Raw genomic sequence first — 16,853 nt, 5'->3', positions numbered from 1 at the left:
CAGAATAATCAAATAGAATCGGAGGACATCATGAACAAACCACTTACACTCATTACTGGCGTCAGTCGCAATCAAGGCATCGGTGCTGCGATTGCGCGAAAACTTTCTTCTGAAGGACATGACTTGTACTTGACGCACTGGAGTCCGTTTGACGCTAAAGAAGGAATCGGGGAAGAAATTGGCTTCATCGAACGATTGGTTCAAGAACTGACTGAAGAAGGGGCCAGTGTCGAGCATGAGGTATACGATTTGGCTTCAGGAGACGAGGTCGGATTACTTGATCGAGTGGAAGCTAAACTTGGTATACCGAGCAGGCTAATCCATAACGCGACCTATGAGCGACATGTCAACGTTGAGAACTTTACAACCGACGTATTGAGAAAACATTACCTGGTGAATAACGAAGGGACACTCGGACTCACCTTTGCGTTTATTGAGCGCTATAAACAAGCGGGACATCAAGATGGGCGAATCCTGTTCTTCGTATCGGGGGGACCGGATGCGAATAACCTGGCCTACATCGCAACGAAAGGTGCATTGATTGCCATCACACCTGCGTTGGCGAATGGATTAGGAGAATACGGCATTTCGGTGAATGCTCTCGATCCGGGACCGACGGATACGGGTTGGATCAATGACGAACTTCGCGAACACTTACTACCATTATTTCCTTATAAGCGAATGGGGACGCCTGAAGATACGGCTCGCTTCGTCGCTTTCTTGATGGGCCCAGACGGCGCATGGGTGAATGGCCAACATCTTCACGTTGACGGAGGGTTTACTGGGCGCTAATAGAGAACGTTCGATGGATACAATAAAAAGAAGGCATCTCACTTTAAGTGTGAGATGTCTTTTTCAATGCCATGTATAGTCTTTATCAACAAATAAACGATTTTTTAAGTCTGTTTTAGAAATTGAAGGATTTGGTGCATCAAGCCAATCGTAATAATCACAGGCACAGGAATCACCAAGTTCGATCGAATAGCCATTATTTATTGTATTAACAGTTATATCGAGTTCATGTTCAGCTAACGTCTTTTTCAATCGATAAATCGTGTTGTATACGTTGTGTAAGGCGCGTTGTGGTTCATCGATGTCCGGGTAAAGGGTTTCGGCAAGTACCCACTTATTAATGACCTGCTTACGATGAAAAACTAAGTAGGCAAATAACTCTTCTGTTTTTTGTGTTGGCCACTTCACAAGATTTCCATCTTGTGTTCGTACCGAAAAACGATCTAGAAATTGTATGCGACAAGATTGATTGAGATTCTTTTGTTGAATCGCCTCATAGCGCTGGATGATACGCGGAATGACGTTATGAATCATCTGCTCTGTGATGGGCTTCAACAAGTAATGCGTGGCATGCAAATTGAACGCTTCAACGGCATACTGTTGATGGGCGGTCGTGAAGACGACTTGTGTCCGTTCTGGCAAATAGGTCGCCAATTCGAGCCCCGTCATTTCAGGCATCTCGATATCTAAAAAGACAAGGTCTACCGGGTGCTCTTGAATAAAAGTGAGAGCTTGAACCGGACTTTGGAATGAACCAACCCACTCAAGAGACGGCTCTTCTTTTACAATCCGCTCCATCATCCCTAAAATATGATGTTCATCTTCAATTAAAATCGTACGCATCTAAATGATTCGTCCTTTCCTGTTTTGGTAAACGCAGGTGAATGGTGGTGCCTTTTTTCAAAGTGGAAGCTAAGTCAAACGTTGCACCATGAAGGTGTTCGATTCGACTTTTAATATTGCAAATCCCAATCCCAGATGTTTTGTTTGATACGTTTGGATCAAAACCACTCCCTGTATCTTGAACATAAATCTCAATCATTCCGTTTCGTTCCTGGATAGAAAGTGTCAATCGCTTTTGTCCTGGGTGTCGATAGAGGCCATGTCGCACGGCATTTTCAACGAGTGGTTGAATTAATAAAGGTGGAATCGAACAGTCGAGAAGAGATTCATCAATTTTTTTCTCGACGTAGAACGAATCACGGAATCGCGTCTGTTCAATGGCGAGATACGAGTCAATCATATCGACTTCTTGGCGAATCGATATCTCGTTTTCGGTTCGACCATTTTCAAAAATGAAGCGGACGTAAGTGCTTAAGTGACTGAGTAGACGAGCCGCATCGGGTGGAGACGTGTAACAGAGTGCAATCACATTCCCGAACGTATTGTAAAGGAAGTGAGGTTTGATTTGAGCGTTGAAGAAGGACAACTCATGCTGGGAAGCCAACACTTCGACTTGTTGTTTTTTTCTTTTGTCGGTAGACAAGTGAATCGGTAGAAGTAAAAACATCAATAGGAAATAAATGATGGTAAACGTATTGGCGTACAGCTGCTGATTGGGCGAAACGATGAACGTTGACGTCATGATTCCGATATACCCGACGAGTTGGGCGAGTGTGAAAGTTAGTAATTCGAGCGGATTGCCGGTCTTATACTTTTCAAGGAGCCATCCGATGTTCAAGCCGACCCAAAAGAACGTGATGAATAGAACGATCATCCATACAAAATATTCGAACACCTCGTAAACGGAAGCGGGCAAGAGGATGGCTAAACCAGTCAATCCGTACAACGGGTACCTCGAAATGGCCAAAAACCGGTCAAACGACACACGTTCCAAACATCTTGAAAACTCAATCAACATGATGATGCTCAGTAAGGCTAAACTCAACGTCAACTTATCACTACCCGAGATCCACATGCCATCTCGGGACATGATGGAAAAACTCGTCAACAAAAAGAAAGCTGTCCCGAAACCGTACAAGCGTTCATTTCGGTGAAAGAGATAGACGATGGCATAGAACATGGCAATCAAAAGTGAAATGAGCAATATGAAAAATTCGTAGCCGGCATAAGCGTTTTGAGTGGTCATGATGGCATGTAACGGTCCGACTAATATACTTTCTTCGATGGGTGCAAAATTACCTGCCTGTCGTTCATGTTGAATCGTCAGTCGGAATTGTTTTGTTTCATCATCGAGCAAGAGCAGAGACGGCTGCTCGACGAGACGATTGTTTCCAATTTGTACCGTTTCAACCATTTTCCCATCTATCAAAATCGTAGAAGAGGAGAGGGACTTTGGAATGAGCAAGGCATACGTACCGTTCGGCAACGCGAGATCGAGTTCATAGGTGGATTCACGATAAGGGGTTGTAAACGGAATGGTTCGATAGGAGCGGCGATCAACTTGGGTGACAATCCCTGACTCATAGCGCCATGAGCCGTCTAGTCGCAAAATCTCTTCGTCGACAGTAGAAGAGAGAAGAGAAGCTTCGCCCTTGTTAACGGTGACGATCGGATTGATCGACTGATGTCGAATCAATAAAGTGAGACTGACACCAACCAACAACACAAGGATGAAGATAAACGTCATTCGATTACGCGTCATGAGCACATTCCCTTCAATCTTTGTGAGTTTCTTGTGAGGTCATTCCGTTATTCTTCCTAATAGGTGAATGAATTTTTGAAGTGACTCTCCGTCTCATCATCGTACCCGAACTTTTTTTGTTTGAACAGAAAAAGTCATTCACCGTACGAAGTGAGGCATTCTAAGAGTGAAGGAAGAAGGCATTCCATGAAACGTTGGATTGAACAACGCATTAGTCGACAAGTTATGACGATTTTTTATATATTGATTGCCTTAGTGACACTCACATCGATTGGGACCTATTTTTATACACAGCAATCGATTCAAGAGACGACCGTAAAATTAGAACGAATTAGTGAGCAACGTGCACGGGCGACAGATCTGTTTGAAACGTGGCAATCGATGCAATATGAATTACGAGGGCACGTCCTGTTAGGAGAACGTGCGCTATTAGAAGAAGTAAGAACAGCTCAAACGAATATCGACGAGCAAACGACATGGTTCGAAGAACAGGCAAGAAACGCGGAAGAAGTACAGTTCGCAGAGGATGCGAGACTTCTCTTCTCGATCTATACGACACGCGTCATGCCGGCACTTGAGCAGTATGTGATTGCGAAGCAGGCAGGAGAAATCGATGAATCGTTCCTGCAGATGCGCACCGTAGGGCAATTCATGCCGAAAAATGAAACATCGACTCAGACACGATTTAAACTGAACTCAAGTAGTGCTGCCGATATGAGTGCGAGCATCGTCGATATGGAGTCGGTCTTTACCGACTATCGACAAAATCTTGATTTTCAAGAAAGTGAATTGCGAGATGCGCTGTCAAAACAGTTAGTGAAAGCCCAATGGATGTGGCTTTTGATTCTACTCGGGGCATTGTTCATATTGTTTGTCGGGTTGCAGCCATATATTTTAAGGTTGACCAATCAACTGCAGACGCTGATGGTAAACAGTGAGCGTCTCGCGAGCAACCCGAGCGCGACACTCATCCCGATTAAACCGCTACAAAACGAAGTCGGACAGTTGTCGAAAGCGTTTAATGAGATGGCGACCTCACTTCGGACCCAACAAGATCAAGTCGATCGTGAACGAGAGAAGACCGCTCGAATTTTGCACACGATGCGCGATTCTATCGTCTATACGGAACTCGAGACGAATGAACGATTCGTGAATAGTGCACTCTTTGACTTGTATGAGCATCCACTTCCATCAACGGAACGGGGCAGTCTATACCCGATTGCGATGTACTATCCGATGTTCATGAACCAGATTGACGATCCGGAGAGGTTGAATCAATTCACAAAACGTACAAAAGAAGAAGGTATATTCGATGAAACGTATACGTATACGATGCAGGAAGGTCAGAAAACGATTCGCATGTACGCCGAACCGATTGATCTGCAAAATGAACGCGTGGGTGTCATCTTCGTCTCACGAGATATTACCCAGGAAACAGAAATCAATCGCTTGAAGACAGAACTTGTGGCGACAGTATCCCATGAGCTTCGGACGCCCCTTACCTCGATTCTCGGTTTTTCAGAACTGCTCAAAAGGCGTCAATTGGAAAACACGAAGCGAGAGCGCTATTTAGACATGATTGCGAGTGAGACAAAGCGGCTCGAACGTCTCGTGAGTGACTTGCTAGATGTTCAAAAAATGGAGGCGGGTATGAGCGTACCAGACTTTAAAGTAGAGAGTCTATATGATTTATTATCAGATCTACTCGAAATCCATGCAGGATCGACGGAGCATCATTTCTTCCACTTTGATTGTGACGAATCGTTATTTGTCGCAGGAGATCCGGCCCAATTACGTCAAGTCTTCTCAAACATCCTGAACAATGCCATCAAATATTCACCGAACGGTGGGAATGTGACGGTTGATGTCACGTGTGAGGGTGACACGATTCAAATCGGGATATCGGACGAAGGATTAGGTATTTCGGAAGAAGATGCGACGCGAATCTTTGATAAATTTTATCGTTCGGCCTCGGAAGAAAGTAAACGCATCGGTGGAACCGGCTTAGGTTTAGCGATCTGTAAAGAGATCGTTCAACTGCACGGTGGTACCATCTCTGTTCAATCTCAACTAGGAGAAGGAACGACGATGATTGTTGAGTTACCGATGGTCGACCATGTCAATGAAGAGAGTTCATCCTAATTTATGGGATGAACTTTTTTGAAAAAACGGTGAATGTCACGCTCGTTTGGTACGATATAGAGAGTGAATCATGTTATAGGATGAAAGGAAGACGATTATGCTACGCGGATTATATACAGCAGCGGGAGCGATGAATGCCCTGCAGCGCCAACAAGAGATTTTGAGCAACAACCTTGGTAACGTGAGAACACCAGGCTTCAAAGCGTCTGATGGCGTGGTACGTTCGTTTCCGGAGATGCTTCTTGCACAAGTCAGCAATCCGGATAACGCGAAATCGCGCGTGAAGGGAGAAGTAGGTACCCTATCAATGGGCGTCTATCTTCAAGAAACAATGCCCCGTTTCTCAGCTGGAAGTATCACAGAATCCGGTAGCCCGACCGACCTGTATTTAAAGGCACCTACTAATTTTGCGGGAGCCCCGATGTTTGCGGTCGAACAAGGCGGCGAGACGTTGTATACGACAAATGGACGCTTCTCGATCGATGAGGCGCTCTTCCTTCGTTCTGCGGACGGCGGATATATCCTTTCTGATGAAGGGGAACGAATCCAACTGCCATCGAGCGAGTTTCAAGTAGGGAAAGATGGTGTCATCACATCGCTTGGACAAAACGTGGCGACTCTTGGTGCCTACCAAATCGATGACTTGACGACTCTTGAACAAGTCGGCAATGACTGGCGTGTGACGGGTGATGCCCCGGCGCAGGCCCAGGTCGAAGTACTACAAGGATTTATTGAAGAAGCGAACGTCAACCTCGACCAGACGATGGCAGACTTGATGATGACGTATCGTCAGTTTGAGGCGAATCAAAAGGTCGTCCAAGCGTATGATAAAAGTGCCGAGCGAGCAATCGAAATCGCTCGTATTCGTTAAGGAGGAACACCATGCAGTCCATTTATAACTCGGTCAACTCTCTGTCTCAACTTCAGCGTCAATTAGATGTGACAGGTCACAATATCGCAAACGTCGATACGGTCGGCTTTAAGCGTCAACAGGGGCATTTTGCTTCGCTATTGTCGCAGGCGTATAACAACCAACCGCGTCCTGAATTCGAAGTCGGTCGAGACACACCGAACGGGATTCGGATTGGAGTCGGGGGACATGTCGCCGATATTACACAGCAGTTCAATATCGGACAAGTACGTACGACAGATCGTGGATTGGACGTCTTTTTAAAGGCGAGCCGTCAATTTTTTGTCGTGGACACGCCGAACGGTGTCGGGGTGACTCGAAGTGGAAACATGCAATTGTCAGTCGGTGACGAGACGACGCTCGTTGATGTGAACGGGAATCCGCTTCTTGGAGATGACGGTAATCCAATCACGATGCCGAACGATGCGACGAATCAGCGCATTCGTCAAGACGGTGTGGTCGTTGCGAGTGTGAATGGCGTTGAACAAGAATTCGGACGTCTCGACATCGTAGAAGTCCGCAATACGTCGGAATTACGTCCGCTCGGAGATAACGTGTTCGCAGCGGATTTGGAGACCGAAGTCGATCGTCCACTCGGAAATCTATTGATTGAAGGGACACTCGAGTCATCGAACGTTGATTTGACGAAAGAGATGACTGATATGACAATCACACAACGAGCATATCAAATGAACTCACGGGCGATGTCGATGAGCGATCAGATGATGGGGCTTGTCACGGCGTTACGTCCATAACGCCTACCGCTTCTCGAGCCGAGAAGCGGTTTTTTTATAGACAAAGGGGGAGAAGCATCAATGCGGATTGTAGTCGCGATGGATTCATTCAAAGGCTCACTTTCGAGTATGGAAGCAAATCAAGCGGTCCTTCGTGCGCTTGAAGGGCATGAGGTCACCATCATACCGATCTCTGACGGAGGAGAAGGTTTTTTGGATGCTTGGATTGCGACACATGCAGAAGGAACCATTATAGAAGAAAATGTCGTGTGCTTGGATGGAATACAGCGCGTTGCACGTTTTGGTTTCGAGCCGTCAACGAGGCACGCGGTAATCGAAGTGGCGGAAACAGCAGGATTGACACTCCTCGCTCATGTCAATCCGTGGCGCTACAGTTCAGTCGGAGTCGGTGAACAGATCGTTCAAGCGCTAGAGCGTGGGGCGAGGATCATCACCGTCGGGCTCGGAGGGAGCGGGACGATGGATGGTGGAAAAGGATTGCTTGAGGCGTTAGGTGTTCGTTTTCTCGATGCGAACGGTGCTGTGTTATCGACCATCCCCCATCGAGTAGAAGAAGTGGCATCAATTGATTGGTCCGGTCTTCATCCGCGTGCGCGCGAGGTCGTATGGAGAATGTCTTCCGATGTACAGAACCCATTGATTGGTGAAAGCGGAGCAGCCTATGTGTTCGGCCCCCAGAAAGGATTGGCGGCAGATGTAGTGAAGCGATATGACCGGATCCTGGATCACTACGCGAACTGTTTTGAAGTGGATAGAAGAGCACTTCCTGGAGCAGGGGCGGCTGGCGGCATCGGCTTTGCGCTATTGCAGCTTGGTGCAATCTACGTGAGTGGCGTCGAAGAAGTAATCAGTTGGTCTAAGCTCGAAGAACAGTTAGAAAAAGCAGATTGGCTGATTACAGGAGAGGGTAAATTTGACGCGCAAAGCTTTGAGGGAAAGGCACCGTATGGGTTGGCACGCCTTGCGAATACGCATGGAGTCCCGACCCTCGTCTTCACCGGACAGTCCGATTACACATCGCATATGGAGTCCGGCATCGTCGCCATTTTTCCGATCGTGTCTCGGATCATGACGTTAGAAGAAGCGATTTGGGAAGCAGCTCCACTATTGACGAATGCGGTCCAACGCGTGCGTCACCTCATTGAAAAGGCGCCACGACAGTAGTCGGGCGCCTTCGCATTCATAAAGAACGATTTTTTAGCAGATCACGAATCTCTGTCAACAGTTGCTCTTCTTTCGTTGGGGTCGGAATAGCAGCTTCCTCCACTTCTTTTTCACGCTGTAAACGATTGATGACTTTGACAACCAAGAAGAGGGCGATGGCGATCAAGAAGAAGGACACAATCTGTTGAATAAAATTGCCATATAACACATCCACTCCGAGTACACTTGCTTTTAAGCCAGAAAAATCGATTCCTCCAATAATGATTCCGAGAAGCGGCATAAAGATATCATTGACGAGTGAGTTCACGATGGCAGTGAACGCTGCACCAAGTACGACAGCAATCGCCAAGTCGATGACATTCCCACGCATCGCGAATTTTTTAAATTCTTTCCACATAAACAAACCTCCTGACATTGAATAATTTAAGCGTAGCATATTTGAAAGGAAGAAATAAATAAATAAATCGTTCGACTTCTATCAGGGAAGGGTGCTTGTTCGACTTTTCTGCATAGGGTACACTAAAAAGGTAGCAATTTACGCATTTTAATACCAGGTACTAATATGATATAATCATTTTAGCTGAAAGGATGGTTGGACGTGTCGAACGATGAACAGACGAGTTCGGAAGAACAAAAAGGTTCACCAGAACAAGAGACGAAGCAGACAAAGCAATCGCGATTATCGAATCATCGTCGATTCCCGATTTTACTGCGCGTGCTCGTTGTTTTAGTGTTGGCAATCGCGATGCTCGCCCTCGGAGCGGTCATCGGATATAGCGTCATTGGCGGAGGCGATTGGAAAGATGTATTTGACATCGAGACCTGGCGCCATATCACCGATTTTTGGCTAACCTCTTAAAGGCGGTGGATGGATGTATACAATTGAGCAAATCAAAGAAGTAATCCCACACAGATACCCGTTTCTGTTAATTGATCGAATTATCGAAGTCGAGGAAAAGAAGCGTGCTGTTGGATTAAAAAATGTCACGGCGAATGAAGAGTTCTTTAACGGGCATTTCCCAGACTATAATGTCATGCCAGGTGTCTTGATTGTTGAAGCACTCGCACAAGTCGGTGCTTTTGCAATGTTGAAAGACGAATCGAATCGAGGCAAGCTCGCCTTTTTTGCAGGGATTGACAACTGCCGTTTCAAACGCCAAGTCGTCCCGGGTGATCAACTTCGCCTCGAGGTAGAAATCATGAAAATTCGTGGACCGATTGGTAAAGGACGTGCCGTGGCCACGGTCGATGGAGAAGTTGCTTGTGAAGCAGAACTCACTTTCGCCTTGAAGTAAGGAGAAATGGGATGCGTGCTTTAGTTATTGTCTTACTAGTCGGCTTAATGACGATTGTGGGTTGTCAGCAACTCCAGACAGAAGAGTCGAGTGAGGAAAATGTCGTTTACGAGCAAAATGTGGATGAAACGATGATTGATAAACGTGCAGGACAGTCCGATGCAATCGCTGTTTCTCTTGAACGAACGAATAACACGACGATGCTCTTCACGATTCGAATGCTCGAAAATCGTCGTCTTGATCCGACGACGGTCATGAGTTATGAGGTCGAAGGCGAACGCGTTGCGATTCCATTTGGTGAACTGATTGCAGAGCGTGAAGAGGATATTCGGACGTATGAGTATCAGACGGACGTAGACCCGGATCTGTTCGTATCAGAGACACTTCCGCTCTTCCATCTCGTTGAAGAAGGTGAATCGGAAGTCACGATACCACTCGAAGTCATTAATTCGACAAATGGTGAATAAAAAAACAGGCGATGTTGTCGAAAATCGCCTGTTTTTTTGTGGAGATAAATCTATTCTATCCGATAAAAAGAGTAAAGAGAGAATGGAGGAATTTTGAGATGAAACAGAAATCAGAGTCGTTACAGACGCGCATTTTAGCATCAATGTTAGTCTTCGTCACGTTGCTCATCATTTTGTTTGGAGTAGTGCAATACTTCAGTACGAAGCATTCCGTACTCAGTACGTTACATGCGACGTTAATTGAAGATGGTGAACGGATTAGTGAATCTTTGGATGTCGATGCCTATGCATCCTTCGTAGCGAATCCGTCAAAAAATGAGCAGTATGAGCAGTTTCGTGAATACTTAGATGCATATCGTCAGCAAATCGGTGCGATGTATGTATACACGATCGCCAAAGAGGGCGAGGAAGTTCGAATGATTGTGGATGGAATGAGTGAAGCGGATGCTGAGGAGATTGGTTCTCCGATTACAGCGATGACGTATGACGAAACGTCCGCATTCCAAGGTGAGACCGTCGCAACCGATGTCATCGATGATCCGGAGTACGGGAAGTATGTGACTGTGCTCGTCCCGATTAAACAAGGGAACGAGGTAGTTGGGGTACTCGGAATTGATAAAGCTGCTACTGAGGTCTCCGCGATTACAGGAGATGTCTTAAAAGAGAGTTTAGTTCCAATCTTAATCGGCCTGCTCGTGCTCCTTGTCGTTTCGGGAATCATCATCTGGCGTTATCTTGGCTGGAAATTGCGTCCACTTCAAGCACTAGAACGTGTGGCCACATCCATTGCTGAAGGTGATTTGGCGACAGCGACGACTGCGGTTGAAGGTATTAAGTTAAAATCTAATGACGAAATCAAACGTCTGACGGTATCGATGGATAAGATGACATACATGTTAAAAGATTTGATTTCCGGTATTCAAACGTCGGCACAGACGGTCCGGGATGAGAGTGGCAACGTTTCAGGTATCTCAGAAGAAGTAAATGATGCCTCTCGCCAAATTGCCTATACGATGGAAGAAATCGCAAGCGGTGTTGAGAATCAAAGTGTCTTGACGATGCGTCTTTACGGACATATGAATGAATTTTCGACACTTGTCGAGCAAACGACATCGGACGGAGACCAAGTGAGCGAACAGGCGGAAGTCGTCAGTCGGGTGACGATGGATGGTCTACGTTACATGGAGAGTGCCGTCAATCAAATGACTCACATTCATGCGCAAGTAAAAACATCACAAGGACAAGTCCGCGACTTTGAACAGCAAGCGGACGAAGTGACGGAACTGGTCACGATGATTCGTCAAATCTCACAACAGACAAACTTGCTTGCACTCAATGCAGCGATTGAAGCGGCTCGGGCCGGTGAACACGGAAAAGGGTTTGCCGTCGTCGCCTCGGAGATTCGGAAACTTTCGGATAGTGTCGCTGAGTCTGTCAGTGAAATTTCAGAAATCGTCGGAAGCGTCAAACAAAACTCGATTGCGCTCGGTCAAACCTTTACAGAGAGCATGACGGCTGCAGAGGAAGGGAAAGCGACACTTGAATCAACGAAGCGTGCGTTCACTGAAATCGAACAGAGCGTTCGTCACATGCAACAGTTGACGAGTTCGATGCGTGGCCAACTCGATCGAGTGAAGACGAACCAGGACCACATTCAACATGGACTGTCTGAAATTGCTTCGATTTCAGAAGAAAGTACGGCCGGAAATGAGGAAGTGGCTGCTTCGACGGAACAGATGTCGGCGACGAGTGAGACGATGAATCGTCTCGTCAAAGATTTGTCGAGCACGGCAGAGGACATGCAACGAATGAGTCAACAGTTCAAGTTATAAACAGTCTCACTTCAGACAGACCTCTCGTGCGTCCGCTATAATGGGCGCAAGGGAGGTTTTTTCATGCAACAATTCTCTAGTGAACTGACACAGTTTCGGGGAAGTCATTATGACTTCGGACGATTTCAAGGAAAATATATTAAGCGCAGTCAATTGCTCGAAAATCGGACAGATCAGTGGAAACTACGCGTTCCGCGATTTGAGATTGATGCCACTGAGGCGAAGGCTGCCTTCGATGAATTTGCTCCAAAGATTTGGGAAGAGTTGATTGGGTTACAAGATGAGCTGAAGCTGTCGCTCAATGATACGTTACTTCATTTCGGACATTTTCGAGTCAACAATCCAATCAGCGGCTGTTCGATTTTGACGGGGGATAACTTTCTCGTTCGGAATTACGATTATCACCCGATGACGTATGATGGTCGATACAACGTCTTTCAACCGGATGACGGGTATGCGGTCATCGGACCGGTCTCTCGTGTCACCGGACGTATGGACGGAATGAATGAAAAAGGACTTGCCATGGGCTACAATTTCATCAATCGTCGTCGACCCGGGGACGGATTTGTCTGTCAAATGATTGGACGAATCATTCTAGAAACATGTGCGACGGTGGAAGAAGCAGTCGATTTATTAAAAGAGATTCCGCATCGCGGGTCATTCACATACGTCGTCCATGACAAATCATCGAAAACACGTGTAATCGAGGCGACGCCTCGAGACATCCAAGTACGGGAATCGAATATCTGTACGAACCATTTTGAACTACTCCAACACGAGAATCGCTATCATCTTGATGATTCGACTCGTCGCATGATGGAAATCAAAGTCGTGCAACACTTGATTCAAGATGCGGAGAGCGCATTCCGTCTCATGAACGACACCGACAAGGGCGTCTTTTCAGAATTGTACAGGAGTTGGGCGGGAACGATTCATACGGCTGCTTATTTCCCTGAAACGCTCGAGACCTGGTTTGCGCTCGGTGGAGACCGTGACCCGGTCATCTTCGACTTCCAAAAATGGCTCGATGGGGATGATTTCGATCTTCATGCACTTGACGGTGAATTGGCGACAGATATCGAGTTTGCGAATACGGTTCAACTTTGGCGCTGACGTTTGTCAGTGCTTTTTTAGGAGAAACGGGAATACCCATTATAGGAGGGATGAAAGATGAAACGATTTGGAATCATACTCATCATGCTGACACTTGTTACACTACTCGGAGGTTGTGTTCCGGGTGACGGGACGTACACGACGGATCCGGCAGGTTTTTTCTGGGGTATTTGGCACGGATGGATTGCACCGATTTCACTCATTTTAGGATTATTCAATGATACGTATCGTGTGTATGAAGTGAACAATACCGGCTGGTTCTATGATTTAGGATTTTACATCGCTGTCATCAGTGGATTTGGTGGATTGACGTTGACACGGAAGAGTCGAGGATGAGTCTGATTATATGAAATGCCTCATGACGTAGGGAATCCAATCCGACGTCCGAGGTATTTTTTTATGTTGTTCAATGTAAGTAAAGGAAACGGTTGAAGAGTTCGATATAATGAGTGTGGATGATTTTTATCGTGGAGGTGCCATATGCACTCATATGAGTTTCAAATGTATCGGAATTTCGATGAGCTAGCGATTGACTTGATTGAGTTAGCAAAAGAAATAGTACCAGATAAACTAGTCTATCTCACGTCAATTGAGAATGACACCCAACATATACTCAAACTATCCTCACAAGATTCTCCTATCCTACTTGAAGAAGGCATGTCCTTTGATTTGAAGGATACGGTATGTAATCGAATCGATTTCAATCAACGAGAAGTTTTGATGTATGAAGACATCGAATCGCAGATTGAATCGACGCGACTTCAGTCATTACTACGCGAAGTGAACATCAAGTCGTATTTGGGAATCCCGATTCTGACGAAGAACGGGGATATTTTCGGTACGCTCTGTGTCGCCAATCATAAAAGCGCCCAGTACGATTCAAAAAGTGTCCGCTTGTTGAAGCGCGTGGTTCGTATGTTCAGTTACTATTTAGAACTTGAACGTCGTGCCTCACGGGATGAATTGACGGATCTTTATAACCGACATTACTTGTCTAACTATTTTGAGACGAATCCGAATCAAGGTGGGGCACTGTTTTTAATTGATTTAGATGGGTTCAAATGGGTGAATGACACATTCGGTCATGATGAAGGGGACCTCGTCTTGAAAGAAGTGGCGCTTCGTCTGAGACGTTTGATGGAGCCGATACCTGATTCGAGAGTGTATCGTTTAGGTGGGGATGAATTCCTTATTAAAATCGCACATGCGTTATCCAAAAAGACTGTCATTGGGTATGCTGAACAGATCTTGTATGTATTGAAAGAATGGGACGACCATCTCCCGTTATCAGCGAGCATCGGCATCGCTCAATATGATTCCGACGAACAGGCGGACCTCGGTCGATTATTGAAAGAGGCAGACATTGCACTGTATCAATCTAAATCGAGCGGGAAGAACACGTACAAGTTTTATAAATAACGTCAGAAGGCTAAACCGATGGATTGCGATTGGTTTAGCCTTCTGTTTTCGCATTCAGCACCAACGAACCGATTGACGTGAAAGGATCGAATGAAAAACGGGTAGTGATTAAGAGCTCGGTTTGCATCCCGTAACGGCGACCGTATGATAATCACGGGAGTCCGGTCCACGTTGTACCGATACGTCCTTGAATCCGAGGTTCACCGCCGCGGGGATGAATTGATTCCGAACCATCTCGGAGATGTCGTTCCATTCGACATCACCTTTCCCGTCACAGTAGGTGATGACAAAGGTGCCATTCGGTTTCAAGACGCGTTCGATTTCAGACAGAACGGTCGTGACATCTCTCCAGAAATATAGTGTGTGAATGCTGAACACGTGATCGATGGATGCGTCCGTCACCTCGAGCTGATGCAAATCTCCTTGGATCAAGTTGGCCCGTTTTGTATGAATCGAAGCCTGATTGCGCTGTCTTGCTGAATCGATGATTGTTTTAGATCGGTCGAGACCCATGACATGTACGTCAGGATGTCGTTGAAGGATGGTTGCCATCGCATCGCCGGCCCCGCACCCGAGCTCTAGAACGGTTGTACCGGGTTGAATGTCTAACTGTTCAATCGTCCATTCGACTTCGACCCGGTGTTGGCGTACCATCTTTTCCCCGATATACTTTCCGACGGGACCCCTTGGATTCTCGTATTGACTGTCAATCCATTTCAGTAGCACTTGTGGTAACACATCATCACCTCACTTCGAAAGTAGCTCGATTGTAGCACACCGATGAGACAAAGGAGTCAACAACATGCGTTCATTTTGGATACTCGGCAACCAACTCTCGCACGAACTTGCGATGCTGAAGGATATGAAAGAAGATGATGTCATCGTCATGATTGAGGCGACGTCGCGCGCGACGTGGCGTCCGTACCATAAACAAAAGCTCGTCCTCATCTTCTCTGCGATGCGACACTTTGCTGAAGAATTGCGCGATAAAGGATACACCGTGGATTATCATGAGGCGGATTCGTTCCAAGAGGCATGGGACAATCATGTGAAACAGTACACTCCGGACGAAATTCATGTCACCGCCGTCACGGACGAACCGATGGCGAAAAAACTGAAACAATTTGGGAAGAAGCATAAACTGATCGAACATACGGATGTCCCGCTCTTCTACTTATCAAAAGAGGAAGCGACCGAGACGCTCGGGAATGAGCCGTGGCGGATGGATCGTTTTTATCGTCACATGCGGAAGCGATTCGATGTCTTGCTCGAAGAGGGGAAGCCACGTGGCGGGAAATGGTCGTTTGATGCGGATAACCGAAAACCGCCGAACGAAGGACTATCGTTTCCATCTGCCATCCATTTCCGTCCAGATTCGATCACGAAAGACGTTATCGAAAAAGTCGAGTCGACGTTCTCGGAACATCCGGGGGAGGTGACCTCGTTCCATTGGCCGGTCACACATGCCGAGGCGAGACGTGCGCTAAAACAGTTCGTAGAAGAACGACTTGAAACGTTCGGTCCGTATCAAGATGCAATGATGACGGATGAACCCGAGATGTCACACAGCCTGTTGTCGGCTGCCATCAATATCGGTTTACTGACACCGCGAGAAGTCGTTGATGCGGCATGTCAGGCGGATGCACCGCTATCGTCGATTGAAGGATTCGTCCGGCAAATCCTTGGTTGGCGAGAGTACATGCGCGCCGTCTATCTTTCTGTCATGCCCGGTTATGAAGACGTGAACACGTTCAAGCATGAACGCGACTTACCGTCCTTCTTCTGGGATGCGAAGACGGAGTTGAACTGTCTGCATCAAAGTTTGAAACCGGTTGTCGCACATGCCCACAATCATCATATCCAGCGACTGATGGTGCTCGGAAACTATGCGACATTGTTTGAAATCAATCCGAAGCAGACGAGCGACTGGTTTAACGAGATGTATATCGATGCCTATGACTGGGTCGTCTTACCGAACGTACTCGGGATGGCTCTTCATGCGGACGGTGGAAAGCTCGCCACAAAACCGTATGTCGCTTTCGGAAAATATATCGACCGGATGAGTGACTACTGTCGGGATTGCCCATACAACCCAAAACATACAACAGAAGACGACGCCTGTCCGTTCAACGCCCTCTATTGGCGGTTCATCGATCGTCACGAAGAACGATTCTCGAAAAACCAGCGGATGAAGATGATGGTCCGCAATTGGCAAGGGCGGGATGATGACGTGAAAGCCGACATCTTAGCGAAAGCCGAAAAGACGTTGACCGATTCCCCGTGAATCGGTTTTTTTTACGTTCTCTTCATGAAACTTAGCAATTCCTTTATCATAGCTTTACAATCATTCGTTACGATA

17 protein-coding genes are annotated in these 16,853 nt (G+C 46.6%); 13 read left to right on the top strand and 4 right to left on the bottom strand.

All coding sequences use genetic code 11. The annotated features are described in order from the left end of the window. Positions 1 to 30 precede the first annotated feature (30 nt). Positions 31 to 792, top strand: coding sequence for an SDR family oxidoreductase (locus BV910_RS12885; protein WP_078147654.1), 762 nt, complete (start codon positions 31 to 33; stop codon positions 790 to 792). Between the two features lie 63 nt (positions 793 to 855). Here BV910_RS12885 and BV910_RS12880 read toward each other — a convergent pair whose 3' ends face one another. Together BV910_RS12880 and BV910_RS12875 are read right to left on the bottom strand one after the other, a co-directional pair. Then, positions 856 to 1,635, bottom strand: a complete 780-nt coding sequence (locus tag BV910_RS12880) for a response regulator (protein WP_078147653.1) — start codon at positions 1,633 to 1,635, stop codon at positions 856 to 858. Continuing rightward, the gene (locus BV910_RS12875) at positions 1,616 to 3,397 is read right to left on the bottom strand and encodes a sensor histidine kinase (protein WP_078147652.1); all 1,782 of its coding nucleotides are present in this window, start codon (positions 3,395 to 3,397) and stop codon (positions 1,616 to 1,618) included. Before BV910_RS12875 ends, BV910_RS12880 begins: the two co-directional genes overlap by 20 nt. Positions 3,398 to 3,583: 186 nt before the next feature. Between BV910_RS12875 and BV910_RS12870 the strand changes: the two genes are divergently transcribed. From BV910_RS12870 to BV910_RS12855, 4 genes are all read left to right on the top strand, one after another. Then, positions 3,584 to 5,539, top strand: a complete 1,956-nt coding sequence (locus BV910_RS12870) for a HAMP domain-containing sensor histidine kinase (protein ID WP_078147651.1) — start codon at positions 3,584 to 3,586, stop codon at positions 5,537 to 5,539. 97 nt (positions 5,540 to 5,636) lie between these two features. Continuing rightward, positions 5,637 to 6,410, top strand: a complete 774-nt coding sequence (locus tag BV910_RS12865) for a flagellar hook-basal body protein (RefSeq protein WP_078147650.1) — start codon at positions 5,637 to 5,639, stop codon at positions 6,408 to 6,410. Positions 6,411 to 6,421: 11 nt separating this feature from the next. Then, on the top strand, positions 6,422 to 7,204 hold the full coding sequence (locus BV910_RS12860) for a flagellar hook-basal body protein (RefSeq protein WP_012727342.1): 783 nt from the start codon (positions 6,422 to 6,424) through the stop codon (positions 7,202 to 7,204). Between the two features lie 60 nt (positions 7,205 to 7,264). Further along, positions 7,265 to 8,368: a glycerate kinase family protein gene (locus BV910_RS12855; RefSeq protein WP_078147649.1), complete on the top strand. Its 1,104-nt coding sequence runs from the start codon at positions 7,265 to 7,267 to the stop codon at positions 8,366 to 8,368. 16 nt (positions 8,369 to 8,384) lie between these two features. On the opposite strand, the gene mscL is transcribed toward BV910_RS12855, so the two are convergent. After that, the gene (gene mscL, locus BV910_RS12850) at positions 8,385 to 8,765 is read right to left on the bottom strand and encodes a large conductance mechanosensitive channel protein MscL (RefSeq protein WP_078147648.1); all 381 of its coding nucleotides are present in this window, start codon (positions 8,763 to 8,765) and stop codon (positions 8,385 to 8,387) included. 201 nt (positions 8,766 to 8,966) lie between these two features. Between mscL and BV910_RS12845 the strand changes: the two genes are divergently transcribed. The 7 genes from BV910_RS12845 to BV910_RS12815 all read left to right on the top strand — a co-directional run bounded on the left by BV910_RS12845 (position 8,967) and on the right by BV910_RS12815 (position 14,494). Next, on the top strand, positions 8,967 to 9,227 hold the full coding sequence (locus BV910_RS12845) for a DNA-directed RNA polymerase subunit beta (protein ID WP_078147647.1): 261 nt from the start codon (positions 8,967 to 8,969) through the stop codon (positions 9,225 to 9,227). A gap of 13 nt (positions 9,228 to 9,240) precedes the next feature. Further along, on the top strand, positions 9,241 to 9,663 hold the full coding sequence (gene fabZ / locus BV910_RS12840; protein ID WP_031422282.1) for a 3-hydroxyacyl-ACP dehydratase FabZ: 423 nt from the start codon (positions 9,241 to 9,243) through the stop codon (positions 9,661 to 9,663). 11 nt (positions 9,664 to 9,674) lie between these two features. Then, positions 9,675 to 10,130, top strand: a complete 456-nt coding sequence (locus BV910_RS12835; protein WP_012727337.1) for a hypothetical protein — start codon at positions 9,675 to 9,677, stop codon at positions 10,128 to 10,130. A 98-nt stretch (positions 10,131 to 10,228) separates the two neighbouring features. Further along, positions 10,229 to 11,962, top strand: a complete 1,734-nt coding sequence (locus tag BV910_RS12830) for a methyl-accepting chemotaxis protein (RefSeq protein ID WP_078147646.1) — start codon at positions 10,229 to 10,231, stop codon at positions 11,960 to 11,962. A gap of 63 nt (positions 11,963 to 12,025) precedes the next feature. Beyond that, entirely contained in the window at positions 12,026 to 13,075 is a 1,050-nt protein-coding gene (locus BV910_RS12825; protein WP_078147645.1) for a C45 family autoproteolytic acyltransferase/hydrolase, read from the top strand. A gap of 57 nt (positions 13,076 to 13,132) precedes the next feature. Beyond that, a complete protein-coding gene (locus BV910_RS12820) occupies positions 13,133 to 13,411 on the top strand; it encodes a hypothetical protein (RefSeq protein WP_012727334.1) in 279 nt (92 codons plus the stop codon). A 144-nt stretch (positions 13,412 to 13,555) separates the two neighbouring features. After that, a complete protein-coding gene (locus BV910_RS12815) occupies positions 13,556 to 14,494 on the top strand; it encodes a sensor domain-containing diguanylate cyclase (RefSeq protein ID WP_078147644.1) in 939 nt (312 codons plus the stop codon). Positions 14,495 to 14,602: 108 nt separating this feature from the next. On the opposite strand, the gene BV910_RS12810 is transcribed toward BV910_RS12815, so the two are convergent. Further along, positions 14,603 to 15,232, bottom strand: coding sequence for a class I SAM-dependent methyltransferase (locus tag BV910_RS12810; RefSeq protein WP_078147643.1), 630 nt, complete (start codon positions 15,230 to 15,232; stop codon positions 14,603 to 14,605). 64 nt (positions 15,233 to 15,296) lie between these two features. Here BV910_RS12810 and BV910_RS12805 point away from each other — a divergent pair, with 64 nt between their 5' ends. Next, positions 15,297 to 16,778, top strand: a complete 1,482-nt coding sequence (locus tag BV910_RS12805) for a cryptochrome/photolyase family protein (protein ID WP_078147642.1) — start codon at positions 15,297 to 15,299, stop codon at positions 16,776 to 16,778. Positions 16,779 to 16,853 lie beyond the last annotated feature (75 nt).

The sequence above is a fragment of the Exiguobacterium sp. HVEsp1 genome, assembly GCF_002009685.1.
In the GTDB taxonomy this organism is placed as follows: domain Bacteria; phylum Bacillota; class Bacilli; order Exiguobacteriales; family Exiguobacteriaceae; genus Exiguobacterium; species Exiguobacterium profundum.
Note: the sequence above shows the minus strand (reverse complement) of the source record. Positions and strands in the feature narration are given on the sequence as shown.